Here is a 14932-nt window from a genome sequence, read left to right as displayed (position 1 = left end):
CGTCCAGACGCGCACCCCGGGAGCCGGGTTGCGTGCGTCGCGGATTCGTGACCGAACCGTCGCCAACGAGCACCGGGCCGTCACCCCACGAGGGTGACGACCCGGCACACGCACTGGGGTCAGGCGACCGGGCGGCTCACCAGACCATGCCGCGCAGCGACTCGGTGTTGGCGACGTGGAGGTGTCGGATGTTGTGGATCCGCCCGTCCGCGAACGTGTCCGCGCCGCTCTCGTTGAGCAGGTAGGTGCGGCCGTTCCACCCGACGAGCTCCTGGATCATCGCGACCGACTGGAAGCAGCGGTAGCGCACCGAGGTGAACTCCTCGCCCCGGCCGTATCCGCGCCGGACGACGTAGACGTTGCCCCGGTGGTCGCGGAAGCGGGACGTCGAGAAGATCCACGTGTTGCTGAGGACCAGGAGGCCCTGCGCCTTCATCGGGATCTGGATCGGCCCCCAGGCCATGTCCTGGACGAGGTTGCCGTCGGACAGGATGCGGTAGCGGAACATGTGACCCCGCGCGCTGGGGTTGTGGTAGCCGCCGTAGAGGTAGCCGCCGTCGATGTCGAAGAAGCTCACGTCGGTGACGGTGTTGGTGGCGGTGCCCCAGCCGAGGTCGCGCTTCGTGCTGTCGGTGAACGCCTGACGGATGCGGGACACGGGGTAGCGCAGGATGCGGCTGTTGTCGTGCTGGACGTAGACCCAGCCGTTGTGGACCTTGACGCCGCCGGCGTGCGAGCCGACGGGCAGGTTGGCGTAGCCGCGCACGGTGCCGCCGGAGGTCATGCCGTAGAGGCGCGAGCGGTTGGAGTTCTCGACCTCGTGGTGCATCCCGACGAGGAAGAGGTCCTCGGTGCTCGTGCCACCGCGCCAGTTCTCCCAGAGGCCGAGGCCCTGGGGGACGTAGGTCGAGAGGTAGGCGGCGGCCGGCGTGCTCGCGTTGAAGTAGGCGCCGTAGGTGGCGCTCACCTTCGCGCCGCCGAACTCGCTCGACGTCTCGTCGGTCGCGCACACGGCGGCCGCGGCGTCGGCCCGGGCGGTGAGCCCCGACCCCGGTGACGCGACGATCGTGGCGGCCGTGAGCGCGACGGCTCCGGCGATGCCGGCCGCGAGGCTGCGACGCGCGCGCGTGATGGTTCTGGACATGGTGGAACTCCCCTCCCCGGGCCGCGCGGTGCGGCCGCTGAGGGGAACCTAGGCCCGCGGCCGGTGGCGACGCAATGGGCACCGGTCCCCACCGCCTACGGTGACCTCGTGGACCACGTCGCCGACCTGGACCTCCCCGGCGGAGGGCACACGACCGTCGTCGGTCTCGACGCGGGCGGGAGCCAGGACCCGGTCGTCCTCCTCCTCCCCGCGCTCGGCGTCGCCGCCGGCTACTACGGCCCCTTCGTCGCCGCGCTCGCCGCCGAGCGGGTGGCGGTGCTCGTCGCGGACTTCCCGGGGCAGGGCGCCAGCCGGCCGGTCGCGAGCCGGCGCAACGACTTCGGGTATGCCGTCGTGTCCGATGCCGTCGTCGGCGCCACCGTCGCGGTGGCCCGATCCCGGCACCCCGGACGGCCGGTCGCGATGCTCGGCCACTCGTTCGGCGGGCAGGTCGCGCTCGTGCACCTCGCGGCCGACCCCTCGTCGGCCGATGCGCTCGTCCTCGTCGGCTCGGGCTCGCCGCACTGGCGCGGCTACCGGCGCCGGCTGCGGCTGCTTGCCCAGACCCAGCTCGTCGGTGCGGTGGCGGCGGTGCGCGGCCACTGGCCCGGTCACCGGCTCGGCTTCGGCGGGCGCCAGCCGCGACGGCTCATGCGCGAGTGGGCCCGCTTCGCCCGGCGCGGCGACCTCGTCGTCGAGCGCGGGTCCGAGCGAGCCGAGCCCGATTTCGGCGCCCTCGACCTGCCCGTCCTCGCGCTCACGCTCGACAACGACGACCTCGCCCCGCGCGGCTCGGTCGACGGGCTCGTCGACAAGCTGACCTCCGCCCGTGTCGAGCACCGCTTCGTCGCACGCGAGGCGGGGGAGCACGGTCCGGCGATCGACCACTTCGTCTGGGCACGCCACCCCGGCGACCTCGCCGCCGAGGTGGCCGAGTGGGTGCGCGCGGCGGTCAGCCCAGGCTGAGCGCGAGCAGGGCCGCACCGACCGCGGCGACGGCGCACGGGAGGCTGCGGACGGCATACGGGAGGGCGTCGACGGTCAGGCCTGCGCGGCGGCAGCGGTCGCGCCACAGCAGGGTCGCGAGCGAGCCCCACACCGTGACGATCGAGCCGGCGTTGACGCCGACGAGCAGCGCCATGAGGTGCTCGGGAGAGGTGTCGGACACCGGCTCGAGCGCGAGGTAGGCGGGCAGGTTGTTGACGACGTTGGCCCCGGCAGCGCCCACGGCACCGACCTGCCACAGGCTGCCGTCGGGACCGCCCACGAGGTCGGCGAGGACTCCCTCGAGCCCGTGCCGCATCGCGACCTCGACGACGACGAAGAGGGCGCACACCGCGAGCACCATCGGCCACGGCACGGCGACGGTCCGCAGCCGCGCGGGCCAGCGCCACGCGAGCGCGCCGACGAGGACGACGGCACCGACCGCCGCGGGGATCGCCGGGGTCATGCCGCTGACGAAGGCCGGGCCGAGCGCGATGCAGACGGCGCCCGCGACCCAGAGCAGGACGCGGTCGTGCGGTTCGGCCGGCGGGTCGGGAGAGTAGCGGGTGAGCAGGTCGCGGCGGTGGAGCAGGAAGAGGACGACGACCGTCGCGACGATCGCCGCGAGTGCGGGCCGCCAGGCGAGTGCGATGTACTCGTGCGTGCCGACGCCCAAGGACGAGAACCGGTGCAGCGCAATGAGGTTCGACAGGTTCGACACGGGCAGCAGCAGCGAGGCGGTGTTGGCGAGCCAGACGGTCGTCAGGGCGAAGGGCATGGCCGGGATGCCGAGCTGTCGGGTCATCGCGATGACGACGGGAGTGAGCAGCACGGCCGTCGTGTCGATGCTGAGGACGATGGTGCAGGCGGTGGCGAGGGCGACGACAAGCAGCCACAGCAGCCACGTCCGGTGGCGTCCGGCGTGCGAGGTCCAGTGCGCCGCGACGTCGAAGACCCCGGCGATCTCGGCCACCTCCGCGACGACGGTCATCGCCACGAGGAAGACCATGACCGGTCCGACCCGGGCGGCGAGGTCGATGAGCTCCTGCGTCGTCACGCCGCGGCCGTCGCGACGTCGACGATGTGGCGGGCGATGGGGAAGGCCGAGGTGGCGGCCGGCGAGGGCGCGTTGCACACGTGCACCGTCCGCTCGGTGCGCCGGAGGAGGAAGTCGTGGACGAGCGTGCCGTCGCGCAGCACCGCCTGCGCGCGGATGCCGGCCGGCTCCGGCAGGAGGTCGTCGAGCGTGAGCTCTGGGCAGTAGCGCTGCACGAGCCGGAGGTAGCCGCGCCGGCTCCACGAGTCGCGCTGCTCCGCGAGGCCGGTGCGCCAGTGGGTGCGGGCCACCTGCCACGTCCCGGGGAAGCGCGCGAGGTCGGCGAGGTCGCGCAGGTCGACCGACCCCTTGCGGTAGCCCTCGCGGCTCAGCCCGAGCACCGCGTTCGGGCCGACGGTGACCCCGCCGTCGATGGTGCGGGTGAGGTGGACGCCGAGGAAGGGCAGCTCGGGGTCGGGCACGGGGTAGATGAGGGTCGACACGATGTCGCCCCGCGAGGCGGGCAGCCGGAAGTACTCGCCGCGGAACGGCACGATCCGGAACGCGTCCGGGCCGTCGTTGACCCCCGACATGGCGGCGAGCCGGTCGGCCTGGAGCCCGGCGCACACGACGACCCGGCGAGCGGTCTCGCTCGTGGCACCGCTGCCGTCGCTCCCGCCGTCGAGACCGAGCCGCACACCGTCGGTGCCCTCGTCGATCGACGTCACGGCGGTCGAGGTGTGCACCTCGCCACCGGCGGCGACGACCTCGGAGGCGAGCGCACGGCATGCGGCGGCGTAGTCGGTGATCCCGGTGGCGTGCACATGCAGCGCCGCGAGGCCCGAGACGTGCGGCTCGCGCTCGCGCAGCTCGGCGCCGGTGAGGGAGGTGAGGGCCAGGCCGTTGGCCCGGGCGCGCTCGGTGAGGTCGGCGAGGCGCGCGACCTCGACCGGAGTCGTCGCGACGACGAGCTTGCCGGTGTCCGAGAACGGGATCCCGTGCTCGGTGCAGAACTCGCGCGTCCGCGCGGCGCCCTCCGTGCAGAAGCGGGCCTTGAGGCTTCCGGGCGCGTAGTAGACGCCGGCGTGGATGACCCCGCTGTTGTGCCCGGTCTGGTGACGGGCGACCTCGGCCTCCTTCTCGACGACGAGGACGTCGGCCCCCGGTCGCCTCCGCAGGACCTCGTATGCCGTCGCGAGACCGACGATGCCGCCGCCGACGACGACGACGTCACGCACGGGTGAGCCCCGGGTGGCGGCGGCCCTCGACGAGGTCCTCGACCGCCGACGCGAACCGCGGGCAGGCGGTGATGTCGTGGGCGCGACAGCGCAGGGCGTGCTCGGTCATCTCGCGCGAGCGCTCGAGGGCGATGCGCCGCTCCTCGAGGTCACGCAGGTGCGCCTCGAGGACCTCGTGCCGGTCGCGGGCGTCGGCGTCGAGCAGCACGCCGATCTGCTCGAGGGTCATGCCGGCGAGCTTGTTGCGCTGGATGACGGCGACGCGGACGAGGTCGTCGTGGCCGTAGCGGCGGTAGCCCGACGCGTTGCGCTGGGGCTCGAGCAGGCCGAGGTCCTCCCAGTGCCGCAGCACGTGCGTCGGCAGGTCGAAGCGGCCGGCGAGGTCGCTGATCGACCACGTCGCGTCGTCGTCGCGCATCTCCACCGTCCTTCCTTCAGGCTCACCTGAACCCACGCGCGAACCTACGCCCGGTCGGTGGCTGCGTGCACACTGGGTCGCATGGCGCGCTGGGTGCTCCACGTCGACCTCGACCAGTTCATTGCCGCGGTCGAGGTGCTGAGGAGGCCGGAGCTCGCCGGGCTTCCCGTCGTCGTCGGCGGTCGCGGCGACCCGACCGAGCGTGCCGTCGTGTCGACCGCGTCCTACGAGGCCCGCGAGTTCGGGGTGCGCTCCGGGATGCCGCTGCGGCTGGCCGCGCGCAAGTGCCCGGACGCCGTTTTCCTGCCCGTCGACGGCCCGACCTACGACGCCGCGTCCGCCGTCGTCATGGAGACCCTGCGCGCTCATGACGGGGCGGTCGTGCAGGTGCTCGGGTGGGACGAGGCGTTCGTCGGGCTGACGACGGCGGGCGACGACGTGGCCGAGGCGGTCGCGCACGCCGATGCGATCAGGGCCGAGGTGCTCGAGGCCTCGGAGCTGCACTGCTCGGTCGGCGTCGGCGACACGACGGTGCGGGCCAAGATCGCCACCGACTTCGGCAAGCCGCGCGGCACCTTCGTCCTGACGGCCGACACCTGGTTCGACGTCATGGGGGAGCGGCCGACGACGGCGCTCTGGGGTGTGGGCAACCGGATCGCCGCCCGTCTCGCGTCGCACGGCTACGACACCGTGAGGCAGCTTGCGGAGGCCTCGGACGACGTCCTCACCGCCGAGTTCGGGCCGCGGATGGGGCCGCACTACCGCCGGCTCGGTCGCGGTCTCGGCGCGACGACCGTCGACGACACACCCTGGGTCGCGCGGGCGCACGGCCGCGAGACGACCTACCAGTCCGACCTCACCGACGCGGGCGACGTCGAGGCCGCCGTGCTGGCGCTCTCGGAGCAGGTCGTCGAGGACATCAGACGCGAGGACCGGGCGTGCGCGCGGGTGCACCTCAAGGTGAGGTTCGCGCCGTTCTTCACGACGACCCGGATCCGCAAGCTCACCGAGCCGACGTTCGACCCGTCCGTCATCGCGACGACGGCGCTCGAGCTGCTGCACGGCCTCGACGACGACCGGCCCATCCGGCTGCTCGGGGTGCGCGCCGAGATGGTCCCGCCCGAGGGTGGCTACGAGCCGCCGCGCACGACCGGCCGCGGCGGTCCGGCCGCCCGCGATCCGGGCTTGCCTTCAGGTTGACCTGAAGGTTCACCATCGACTCATGATGACCTCTCCAGCACCCCGGCACCACACCGACATCGCCGTCATCGGCGGCGGCCCCGCCGGTCTCCAGGCCGCCCTCACCGCCGGTCGCGTGCGGCGGCAGGTGACGCTCTTCGACGACGGCACCTATCGCAACGCGACGGTGAGCCACATGCACAACGTCCTCACCCACGACGGCACCCCACCCGCCGACTTCCGCGCGGCCGCGCGGCGGGAGCTCACGGCATACGACACCGTCTCGGTGCGCGAGGAGCGGGTCGAGACGGTCGAGCGCGACGGGACCGGCTTCCGGCTCACCACCGCGAGCGGTGACGTCGTGAGTGCGTATGCCGTCGTCCTCGCCACCGGGGTGCGCGACGAGCTGCCGCCGGTGCCGGGTTTGCAGGAGGTGTGGGGCGACCTCGCGGCGCAGTGCCCGTTCTGCCACGGGTTCGAGTTCGCCGGGCAGCGCATCGGCATCCTTGGCGCGGCCGCCGCCCCGCACCTCTCGGCGCTCCTCGCCCCGGTCGCCGGCGAGCTCGTCGTCCTCGACGAGGGGCAGGCGCTGCCCGAGGGCGCCAGCCTCGACGTGCCCCGGGTCTCGGCCCGCGTCACCGCGGTCGAGCGGCACGGGGACGGCCTCCGGCTCGCCCTCGACGACGGGTCGACCGAGGACGTGGCCGTCCTCTTCGTCGTGCCGACGCTGCACCAGTCCGCGCCCTTCGCCGACCAGCTCGGCCTCGAGCGCAACCCGTCGGGGGCGGTCCGCGTCGACGAGTTCGGGCGCACGAGTCTGCCGGGCGTTCTCGCGGGGGGCGACCTCGCGCACCTGCCCGCCTACCCGATGCCGATGGCCTCGGTCGTCCAGGCGTCGGCCGCAGGACAGATCGCGGGCAACTCGGCGATCGCCCACCTGCTCACCCGGTGAGGAACGCGAGCAGTTCGCCGTTGACCCGCTCGGGCTGCTCGTGGTGCAGCCAGTGCGTCGCACCGTCGAGCACCACGAGCCTGGCATCGGTGCACTGGACGAGGGTGGCCTCGCCGACCCCGGTGTCGAGGAAGACGTCGTTCTCGCCCCAGAGCACCAGGGTCGGAGCGGTCACGCGGACGGCGGCGAGCGACGCGCGCGGCAGCCGCAGGGCGCGGTAGTAGTCGAGCATCGCGGTGAGCGAGCCCGGCCGGGACCAGGCCTCGGCGTGGCGGTCGAGGTCCGCGTCCGAGAACGTGCCGGGCGCCGACGTCGACCGCAGGGTCCGGCGGAGCAGGGCGAACCCCGCCGCCCGCAGGACCGACTCCGGGAGCCACGGGAGCTGGAAGAGGCCGGCATACGAGCTCCGCACGAGCTGGAGCGGTGAGCTCAGCGCCGAGCGCAGCAGCAGGTCCGGGTGCGGCCCGGCCAAGGCGACGAGCCGCCGCAGGCGCTCAGGGTGCTGCGCGGCGAAGCGCCAGCCGACCATGGCGCCCCAGTCGTGCCCGACGAGGTCCACCTGGTCAGCGCCGAGCCCGGCGACCAGTCCGACGACATCCCGGACGAGGACGTCGAGGTGGTAGTTCGCCACCCCGCTGGGTGCGTCGCTGAGGTTGTGGCCACGCAGGTCAGGGACGACGACGTGGTGACCCGCCTCGGCGAGGGCCGTCATCTGGTGGCGCCAACCCCACCAGAACTCGGGGAAGCCGTGCAGGAGGACCACGACCGGGTCGCCGGGATCCCCGGCCTCGACGACGTGCAGGAGCACGTCCCCGACGTCGTGCGCGGATTCACGCCACCCCGGTTCGAGAAGGGTCGTGTCGGTCTCGAGCAGCATCATGGGTCCTTCGTCGGGGGTGGCGTCCTGTGCACCTACCCCGTCTGCCGCCGTGCGACGCGTGTCCGCCGCCGACGCGCGTCGTCGGCGCCTCGTCTCCCGCGCCGTGGTCGAATGGCGCGGTGACTGCGTCCAGCGTGAAGCCCCTGCAGCGTCCGCGACGGCTCACCGAGGGGGACCGCGTCGTCATCGTCTCGCCGAGCGGTCCGGCCCCTCGTGACCGGATCGAGAGCGGGGCCGAGGTCCTGCGCGGCTGGGGGCTCGACGTCACCGTCGCCCCGAGCGCGGGCGAGCGGTCACCGCGGTTCTCCTACCTCGCCGGTGACGACGACGTCCGCGCCGCCGACTTCGAGGCCGCGTGGTGCGACCCCGACGTCGCGGCGGTCGTCTGCGCCCGCGGCGGATACGGCGTGCAGCGCATGGTCGACCGCGTCGACTGGGACGCCCTGCGCACGGCCGAGCCCAAGGTGCTCGTCGGCTACAGCGACATCACCGCGCTCCACTCCGCCGTGACGACCCACCTCGGCCTCGTGACGCTGCACGCGCCGATGTCGGCGACCGAGGTCTTCCTCAACGACGTGGCGAGCGCGGAGCACCTGCGCCGCACCCTCTTCGAGCCGGAGTCGGTGCAGACGCTCACCTCCGAGTGGGCAAGCCCGGTCGTCGGCGGTCGCGCGGAGGGCGTCACCCTCGGCGGGTGCCTCAGTCTCCTCGCCGGTGAGCTCGGCACCCCGACCGGTATGCCGTCCGCCTCCGGTGGGCTCCTCCTGCTCGAGGACGTCGACGAGAAGGCCTACCGTATTGACGGCTACCTCACCCACCTGCGTCGGTCCGGGTGGCTCGACGGCGTCGCGGGCGTCGTGCTCGGCTCGTGGCAGGACTGCGAGCCGGTCACCGAGCTGCTCGAGGACCGGCTCGGCGACCTCGGCGTGCCGGTGCTCGCCGACCTCGGCTTCGGTCACTGCCCGAGCACGATCACCGTCCCGCTCGGCGTCCCGGCGACGCTCGACGCCGACGCGTCAACGCTGGTGCTGGACGTGCCCGCCCTCGCCTGACGTCGCGAGCAGCCGGGCCTGCGCGAGGTGGCAGGCGGCCTGCGTGCCACGCCCGTCGAGCACCGGCAGGTCCTTCGTGCGGCACAGGTCGGCCACGCCGGCCGCCTCGGCGGCACCGGAGGCCAGGCTCTGGCAACGCACGTGGAACCGGCACCCACCCGGCACCCGCGACGGGTCCGGCGGCTCGCCGCTGAGCACGACGGGTTCCCCGCCCTCGGGCAGCACCGAGAGCAGGGCCTGCGTGTAGGGGTGCTCGGGCGCGGTGAGAATCTTCTCGACCGGGCCGGTCTCGATGATGCGGCCGAGATACATGACGGCGACGCGGTCGGCGATGTTCCACGCCAGCCCGAGGTCGTGCGTGACGACGAGCGCGGCGAGGTCGAGCTCCTCGCGCAGCCGGAGCATGAGGGCGAGGATCTCGCCGCGCACCGACGCGTCGAGCGAGGCGACCGGCTCGTCCGCGACGAGGAGCGTCGGGTCGAGGACGAGCGCACCGGCGATGACGACGCGCTGGCGCTGCCCGCCGGAGAGCTCGTGGGGGTAGCGCAGGAAGAAGCGCTCGGGCGGGCGCATCCCTGCCCGCGACAGGGCGTCCGCGACGCGCTCGCGCTCGTCGGCGACCTCGCCGTGGATCCGCAGCCCCTCGGCGACGGCCTCGTAGACGGTGTGCCGCGGGTTGAGCGACCCACTCGGGTCCTGGAGGACGAGCTGGGCCTCGCGGCGGTAGGCCTTGAGCGCCTTGGAGCCGTAGCTCAAGGGCGTCCCGCGGTAGGACACCGTGCCCGACGTCGGCTTCTGGAGCCCGAGCAGGGTTCGGGCGAGGGTCGTCTTGCCGCAACCGGACTCGCCGACGAGCGCGACGATCTCGCCCGGTGCGACGTCGAGGTTGACACCGTCGACGGCGCGCGCCGACCCGCCCCCGCGGCGGCCCGGGAAGGTGACGTGCAGGTCGCGCGCGCTGAGCAGCGGTGTGCCCGCGTCGTGGGCGGACGCGGGGGTGCGGTCGGTCAGGGCGTCGCTCATCGGGTGGCCTCCACGGCACTGGTCGGGGCCGCGTGGGCAACTGTGGCTGCGAGCGAGCGGCCGTCGTCGGGCAGGACCCGCACGCAGGCGGCCTCGTGCCCCGCGCCATCCAACCCCGCCGGCCACAGCACCGGGTCGACGTCGTCGCAGTGGTCGAGTCGGACCGGGCAGCGCGGGTGGAAGGCGCACCCCGTCGGCAGGGCCTGGGGGTCGGGCGGGTCGCCAGGCAGCCCCTGCGGCCGCATCCGCGACGCGGGGTCGCCCACGGTCGGGAAGGCCGACGCGAGCGCAGCACCGTAGGGGTGTCGGGCCTGCCGGAAGACCTCACCGGCGGGTCCGACCTCGACGACGCGGCCGGCATACATCACCGCGAGGCGGTCGCAGACGTCGGAGAGGACCGAGAGGTCGTGGCTGATCATGAGCAGGCTGATGCCGCGGCTCGCGACGAGGTCGTCGATGAGCGTGAGGATCTGCGCCTGCACCATGACATCGAGGGCGGTCGTCGGCTCGTCGGCGATGACGAGGTCGGGCTCGCACGCGAGGGCCATCGCGATCATGACGCGCTGGCGCTGGCCGCCGGAGAGCTCGTGGGGGTAGGAGCGGGCGCGGTCGGGCAGCATCCCCACCTGGCCGAGGAGCTCGCGCACCCGGGCGTCGGCGGCGTCGCGACCGACCTTCTGGTGGCGCAGGATCGGCTCGGTGATCTGGTCGCCGATGGTCTGGACCGGGTTGAGCGAGTGCATCGCGCCCTGGAAGATGATCGACGCGCCGGCCCAGCGCACGGCGCGCAGGCGGCCCCAGCCCATCTCGAGGACGTCCTCGCCGTCGAGCAGCACCCGGCCGGTGACCGTCGCCGACGGGGGGAGCAGGCGCAGCAGCGCGAGGGCGAGCGTCGACTTGCCCGACCCGGACTCGCCGGCGACGCCGAGCTTCTCGCCGCGGGCCAGGGTGAGGTCGACGCCGCGCACGGCGGGGACGACCCCGTCGCGGGTGCGGTAGCCGACCGTGAGGCCGTCGAGCTCGAGCAGGGGCGTCGTCATCAGCGGGACCTCAGTCGGGGGTTGAGGACGGCCTCGATGGCCCGTCCGCAGAGCGTGAAGGCGAGCGCGACGAGGGCGATCGCGATGCCGGGCGGGAGGATGTACCACCACATGCCCGAGCTCACCGCGCCCGTGTCGCGGGCGGCCTGGATGGTGCTGCCCCACGACGGCGTCGTCGGGTCGCCCAGTCCGAGGAAGGCGACCGTCGACTCGGTGAGGATGGCGCCGGCCACCATGAGCGTCGTCTGGGCGAGGACGATCGGCATGACGTTGGGCAGCACGTGTCGGGTCATGACGTGCCAGTGCCCACCGCCGAGGGCGCGGGCCCGCTCGATGTAGGGCCGGGCCTCGACCGCGAGGGTCTGGGCGCGCACGAGCCGCGCCGTCGTCGGCCACGAGGTCACACCGATGGCGATGACGATCGTCGACAGGCTGCGGCCGAGGACGGCGGCGAGGGCCACGGCGAGCACGAGCGTCGGCATGACGAGGAACCAGTCGGTGATGCGCAGCAGCAGCCCCGACATCCAGCCCGAGAAGTGCCCGGCGAGGATGCCGATGAGCGAGCCGAGGGCGATCGAGATGAAGGTCGCGGCGAAGCCGACCGTGAGTGAGACCCGCGAGCCCCAGAGGATGAGGTCGAGCACCGAGCGGCCTGAGCGGTCGGTGCCGAGCCAGAACTCGCCGCTCGGCGGCTGCAGCGGCTCGCCGGGTGGGCGGGTGACGCTCAGCGCCTCCTCGCCGACGATCCACGGCACGAGCAGCGCCGAGAGGACGAAGACGGCGAGCACGGCGAGGCCGAAGAGGCCGGCGCGGTTCTGGCGGTAGGAGCTCCAGAACGTGCCCACCGCACGGCGCCGGCGGGCCCACGTGAGCTGTCGGGGGGACGCGTTCGCGGTCGAGGCGGCGGAGGTCATGGACGCACCCGGGGGTCGATGAGCGGGTAGATGAGGTCGGAGACGAGGTTCATGAGGATGACCGCCGCCGAGAAGATGACGAACAGCCCCTGCACGAGCGGCAGGTCAGGCACGCTCAGCCCCTCGTAGAAGAGCTTGCCGAGCCCGGGCCACGAGAAGACCGTCTCGACGAGCACGGCCCCGAAGAGCACGAAGCCGATGTTGATGAAGACGAGCGTCGTCGTCGGCAGCAGCGCGTTGGGAAGGGCGTGCTGGCGCTTGACCTCGGTGTCGCGCAGGCCCTTCGCGCGGGCGGTCGTGAGGTAGTCCGAGCCCATCTCGTCGAGCAGCGAGGACCGCATGACGAGGAGGTACTGCGCATAGACGACGGCGACGAGCGTGACGAGCGGCAGCACCATGTGGTGCGCCACGTCGAGCACCATGTCGAACCCGGTCACCCCCGGCGTCTTCATGCCCGAGGTCGGGAACCACCCCAGCCCCGAGGCGAAGACGACGATGAGGATGAGGCCCAGCCAGAAGCTCGGCACCGACCAGAGCGTCAAGGCCACCCCGGTGTTGACGCGGTCGGCCGTGCTGCCGTGCTTCCACGCGCCCTGGACGCCGAGCCACAGCCCGAGGGCGGCCGAGACGGCAAGGCTGGCGCCGACGAGCAGCAGCGTCGGGCCCAGGCGCTCGCCGACCATCGACAGGACCGGCCGGTTGTACTGGAAGGACTCGCCGAAGTCGAAGCGCAGCACTCCGAGGAGATAGCTGACGAACTGCTCGAGCATCGGCTTGTCGAGCCCGAACTCGCGCGCGAGCGCCTCCTTCTGCTCGATCGTCACAGGGCGGCCGTGGGTCATCACCCGCACCGGGTCGCCGGGGATGATCCGGAAGAGGAAGAAGCTCGTGAAGATCACGGCGACGAGGGAGACGGCCGCGCCGAGCAGCCGCTTCCCGAGGTATGCCGCGTTGCGGCGCAGGCGGTCGTCGTCACGCCCGCGCCGGTCGGCGAGGGCGACGGCAGCACCGCCCGTGCCACGGGGGGCGTCCCCGCGGTCCCGCACCTCGTCGAGGTGCGGGACCGCATCACTGGGTGGGAGCTCGGTCATCCGTCACTCACGGTCGTCGGCGGCGGTGGCGCCCCGACGACGCAGGAAGACGACGCCGGCCGCAAGGGCCGCGAGGGCCACGGCGCCGCCACCGAGCATGAGGCCCGAGCTGCTGCCGCCGGAGTCACCTGCGGCCTCGTCCTCCTCGCCGACGGGCGTCGCCGACCACCAGCTCCAGTAGCCGTCCTGGCTGTCGTAGTTGCCGCCCGGGTCCGGCTGCGGCTGCATCGACGCGATGGTGTCGGAGCGGAAGGCCTCGAGCTGGTCGGCGTAGCCCCAGACGACGAAGACGTTGTCCTTGTAGAGCTGCTCCTGCATCTGCTTGACGATCTCGGCCCGCTTGGGCTGGTCGAGCTCGGCGAGCTGCGCGGCATACAGCTTGTCGTACTCCGGGTTGCAGTAGTACGCGTCGGACAGGTAGGGGCCGCCGACCTTCGCGGGCAGGCCCGAGCACCGGTTGATGCCGAGGATGTAGTCGGGGTCGGGGTTGACGCTCCAGCCGGTGGTGAGGATGTCGTAGGTGCCCGCGTCGAGCAGGGCGCCCACCTCGGACACGGGCTCGACCTTGAGGTCGATGCCGGCCTCCTTGGCCCACTCGCGCATCATCTCGGCGGCCTGGACGTACTGCGGGTTGTCGGCGTGGACGTTGAAGCGGAACGAGAGCTTCGTGCCGCCCTTGGCGCGGATCCCGTCCGAGCCCTTGACCCAGCCGGCGCCCTCGAGGAGCTCGCCGGCCTTCGCGGTGTCGAAGCCGATGACGGCGTCGCCCTCGGGCTCCCAGTGGTAGTCCTTGTAGCGCGACGGGATGTAGCCGCCGTTGGCCTCGCCGAAGCCGCCGTAGGCCGTCTTGTAGATCGCCTCGCGGTCGATGGTGCGCACCAGCGCCTCGCGCACGACCGGGTCCTGGAGCGCCTTGTTGCCGTCGCCGAAGGCCGTGCCGTCCTGGAGCTTCGCGCCCGGGTTGAGGGTGATGGCCTGGAAGCGCTTGCCCTTGGCCTTGTTGACGGTGATGTTGTCGGCGGACTCGAGCGCCTTGGCCTGGGCCGGCGTGAGGCCGGAGACGAAGTCGACCTCGCCGGCCTTGAGCGCCTCCACCTGGGCGTCGCTGTCGTCGATGTAGCGGAAGACGAGCTTGTCGAACTTGGGCGCACCCCGCCAGAAGTCCTTGTTGGGCGTGAGGGTGATCGACTGGTTCACCTCGTAGGCGCTGATGACCCAAGGACCGCTGCCCACGATCGGGAACTCTTGGTCGTTGTTGAACTTCGAGTAGTCACCGACGCCCTCCCACTTGTGCTTGGGCAGGATCGGCACGTCGAGGGCGAGCATCGTCGCCTGCGGCGCCTTGAGCTTGACCTCGAGGGTGCGCGGGTCGGGTGCGCTGACGCTCTCGAAGTTCTCGACGAAGTTGCCGTTGGCGGTCGCGGCGGCCTCGTCCTTCATCATCGTGTCGAAGGTCCAGCGGGCGTCCTCGGCCGTGATCGGCTGGCCGTCGGTCCATTTCGTGTCACGGATCTTGTAGGTCCACGTGAGCCCGTCCTCGGACGTCGTCCACGACTCGGCGAGGGCCGGGATCGTCTTGCCCGTCTTGGGGTCGTAGTTCGTGAGGAAGTCGTAGGAGAGGCGGCCGAGCGCCGTCGTGATCCGTCGCACGGCGAGGAACGGGCTCAGCGAGTCGACCTCCTGGCTCACGGCGATCGTCAGCGTCTTCTCGTCCTTGGTCTCGGCGTGCGCGCCGCTGCCCGCGAAAAGTGCTGCGGCACAGGCCAACAGCATGACAAGCAGTCCGGAGAGCACGGTTCGCAGCCCCCGGCCGCCAGGGTTCGTTCGGAACTTCATCGGTCCTCGATCCTTCGGCCTTCGCGGAGCATCGCCCCCGCGCCCCACGCGATGGCGCGGTTGTCGATGAGGTCTACACGGCTCCGAAGGCTCCGTCAATAACTACCGCAGGAATGACCCATGTCTGTAACTTTCCGTCGCGCCG

14 protein-coding genes are annotated in these 14932 nt (G+C 72.5%); 4 read left to right on the top strand and 10 right to left on the bottom strand.

The genetic code is table 11. The features are described 5' to 3' along the window. Nucleotides 1–136: 136 nt before the first annotated feature. A complete protein-coding gene (locus tag N798_RS01520; RefSeq protein ID WP_035945573.1) occupies nucleotides 137–1144 on the bottom strand; it encodes a hypothetical protein in 1008 nt (335 codons plus the stop codon). Between the two features lie 108 nt (nucleotides 1145–1252). On the opposite strand from N798_RS01520, the gene N798_RS01515 reads away from it, so the two are divergent. Continuing rightward, on the top strand, nucleotides 1253–2110 hold the full coding sequence (locus N798_RS01515; RefSeq protein WP_188450413.1) for an alpha/beta hydrolase family protein: 858 nt from the start codon (nucleotides 1253–1255) through the stop codon (nucleotides 2108–2110). Here N798_RS01515 and N798_RS01510 read toward each other — a convergent pair. The 3 genes from N798_RS01510 to N798_RS01500 are packed head-to-tail and all read right to left on the bottom strand — an operon-like array spanning nucleotide 2097 to nucleotide 4820. Further along, nucleotides 2097–3185: an SLC13 family permease gene (locus N798_RS01510; protein WP_035945571.1), complete on the bottom strand. Its 1089-nt coding sequence runs from the start codon at nucleotides 3183–3185 to the stop codon at nucleotides 2097–2099. The genes N798_RS01515 and N798_RS01510 overlap by 14 nt on opposite strands. Beyond that, nucleotides 3182–4402 (bottom strand): L-2-hydroxyglutarate oxidase, encoded by a 1221-nt coding sequence (gene lhgO, locus N798_RS01505; RefSeq protein WP_035945569.1) that lies wholly within the window; start codon nucleotides 4400–4402, stop codon nucleotides 3182–3184. Before lhgO ends, N798_RS01510 begins: the two co-directional genes overlap by 4 nt. Continuing rightward, nucleotides 4395–4820 carry a MerR family transcriptional regulator gene (locus N798_RS01500; RefSeq protein WP_035945568.1) on the bottom strand — a complete coding sequence of 142 codons (426 nt, stop codon included), beginning with the start codon at nucleotides 4818–4820 and terminating at the stop codon, nucleotides 4395–4397. Before N798_RS01500 ends, lhgO begins: the two co-directional genes overlap by 8 nt. A gap of 81 nt (nucleotides 4821–4901) precedes the next feature. Between N798_RS01500 and N798_RS01495 the strand changes: the two genes are divergently transcribed. Together N798_RS01495 and N798_RS01490 are read left to right on the top strand one after the other, a co-directional pair. Continuing rightward, nucleotides 4902–6020 (top strand): DNA polymerase IV, encoded by a 1119-nt coding sequence (locus N798_RS01495; protein ID WP_035945566.1) that lies wholly within the window; start codon nucleotides 4902–4904, stop codon nucleotides 6018–6020. A gap of 22 nt (nucleotides 6021–6042) precedes the next feature. Continuing rightward, nucleotides 6043–6951 (top strand): NAD(P)/FAD-dependent oxidoreductase, encoded by a 909-nt coding sequence (locus N798_RS01490; RefSeq protein ID WP_229708501.1) that lies wholly within the window; start codon nucleotides 6043–6045, stop codon nucleotides 6949–6951. On the opposite strand, the gene N798_RS01485 is transcribed toward N798_RS01490, so the two are convergent. After that, nucleotides 6941–7831: an alpha/beta fold hydrolase gene (locus tag N798_RS01485; RefSeq protein WP_198030690.1), complete on the bottom strand. Its 891-nt coding sequence runs from the start codon at nucleotides 7829–7831 to the stop codon at nucleotides 6941–6943. The two genes, N798_RS01490 and N798_RS01485, sit on opposite strands and share 11 nt — an antisense overlap. A gap of 119 nt (nucleotides 7832–7950) precedes the next feature. Here N798_RS01485 and N798_RS01480 point away from each other — a divergent pair, with 119 nt between their 5' ends. After that, on the top strand, nucleotides 7951–8883 hold the full coding sequence (locus N798_RS01480) for a S66 peptidase family protein (protein ID WP_229708503.1): 933 nt from the start codon (nucleotides 7951–7953) through the stop codon (nucleotides 8881–8883). Here N798_RS01480 and N798_RS01475 read toward each other — a convergent pair. Genes N798_RS01475 through N798_RS01455 form a run of 5 tightly spaced genes read right to left on the bottom strand, consistent with a single transcriptional unit; the run spans nucleotide 8848 to nucleotide 14787 of the window. Continuing rightward, nucleotides 8848–9906, bottom strand: coding sequence for an ABC transporter ATP-binding protein (locus tag N798_RS01475; RefSeq protein ID WP_052116798.1), 1059 nt, complete (start codon nucleotides 9904–9906; stop codon nucleotides 8848–8850). The genes N798_RS01480 and N798_RS01475 overlap by 36 nt on opposite strands. Beyond that, on the bottom strand, nucleotides 9903–10946 hold the full coding sequence (locus N798_RS01470) for an ABC transporter ATP-binding protein (RefSeq protein ID WP_052116797.1): 1044 nt from the start codon (nucleotides 10944–10946) through the stop codon (nucleotides 9903–9905). Before N798_RS01470 ends, N798_RS01475 begins: the two co-directional genes overlap by 4 nt. After that, nucleotides 10946–11860, bottom strand: coding sequence for an ABC transporter permease (locus tag N798_RS01465; RefSeq protein WP_035945562.1), 915 nt, complete (start codon nucleotides 11858–11860; stop codon nucleotides 10946–10948). The genes N798_RS01470 and N798_RS01465 overlap by 1 nt, the downstream gene beginning before the upstream one ends. Further along, on the bottom strand, nucleotides 11857–12951 hold the full coding sequence (locus N798_RS01460) for an ABC transporter permease (protein ID WP_035945561.1): 1095 nt from the start codon (nucleotides 12949–12951) through the stop codon (nucleotides 11857–11859). Before N798_RS01460 ends, N798_RS01465 begins: the two co-directional genes overlap by 4 nt. 3 nt (nucleotides 12952–12954) lie before the next feature. Next, nucleotides 12955–14787: an ABC transporter substrate-binding protein gene (locus N798_RS01455; protein ID WP_035945559.1), complete on the bottom strand. Its 1833-nt coding sequence runs from the start codon at nucleotides 14785–14787 to the stop codon at nucleotides 12955–12957. Nucleotides 14788–14932: the final 145 nt, after the last annotated feature.

Source organism: Knoellia flava TL1 (assembly GCF_000768675.1).
Lineage (GTDB): Bacteria > Actinomycetota > Actinomycetes > Actinomycetales > Dermatophilaceae > Knoellia > Knoellia flava.
The sequence above is the reverse complement of the archived record's forward strand: the minus strand, read 5'-3'. Positions and strand labels throughout refer to the sequence as shown.

Coding starts and splice junctions, on each gene's coding strand:
- N798_RS01495 (WP_035945566.1), top strand. CDS start 4,902: ATGGCGCGCTGGGTGCTCCACGTCGACCTCGACCAGTTCATTGCCGCG.
- N798_RS01455 (WP_035945559.1), bottom strand. CDS start 14,787: ATGAAGTTCCGAACGAACCCTGGCGGCCGGGGGCTGCGAACCGTGCTC.
- N798_RS01500 (WP_035945568.1), bottom strand. CDS start 4,820: ATGCGCGACGACGACGCGACGTGGTCGATCAGCGACCTCGCCGGCCGC.
- N798_RS01520 (WP_035945573.1), bottom strand. CDS start 1,144: ATGTCCAGAACCATCACGCGCGCGCGTCGCAGCCTCGCGGCCGGCATC.
- N798_RS01485 (WP_198030690.1), bottom strand. CDS start 7,831: ATGATGCTGCTCGAGACCGACACGACCCTTCTCGAACCGGGGTGGCGT.
- N798_RS01465 (WP_035945562.1), bottom strand. CDS start 11,860: ATGACCTCCGCCGCCTCGACCGCGAACGCGTCCCCCCGACAGCTCACG.
- N798_RS01460 (WP_035945561.1), bottom strand. CDS start 12,951: ATGACCGAGCTCCCACCCAGTGATGCGGTCCCGCACCTCGACGAGGTG.
- N798_RS01490 (WP_229708501.1), top strand. CDS start 6,043: ATGATGACCTCTCCAGCACCCCGGCACCACACCGACATCGCCGTCATC.
- N798_RS01475 (WP_052116798.1), bottom strand. CDS start 9,906: ATGAGCGACGCCCTGACCGACCGCACCCCCGCGTCCGCCCACGACGCG.
- N798_RS01470 (WP_052116797.1), bottom strand. CDS start 10,946: ATGACGACGCCCCTGCTCGAGCTCGACGGCCTCACGGTCGGCTACCGC.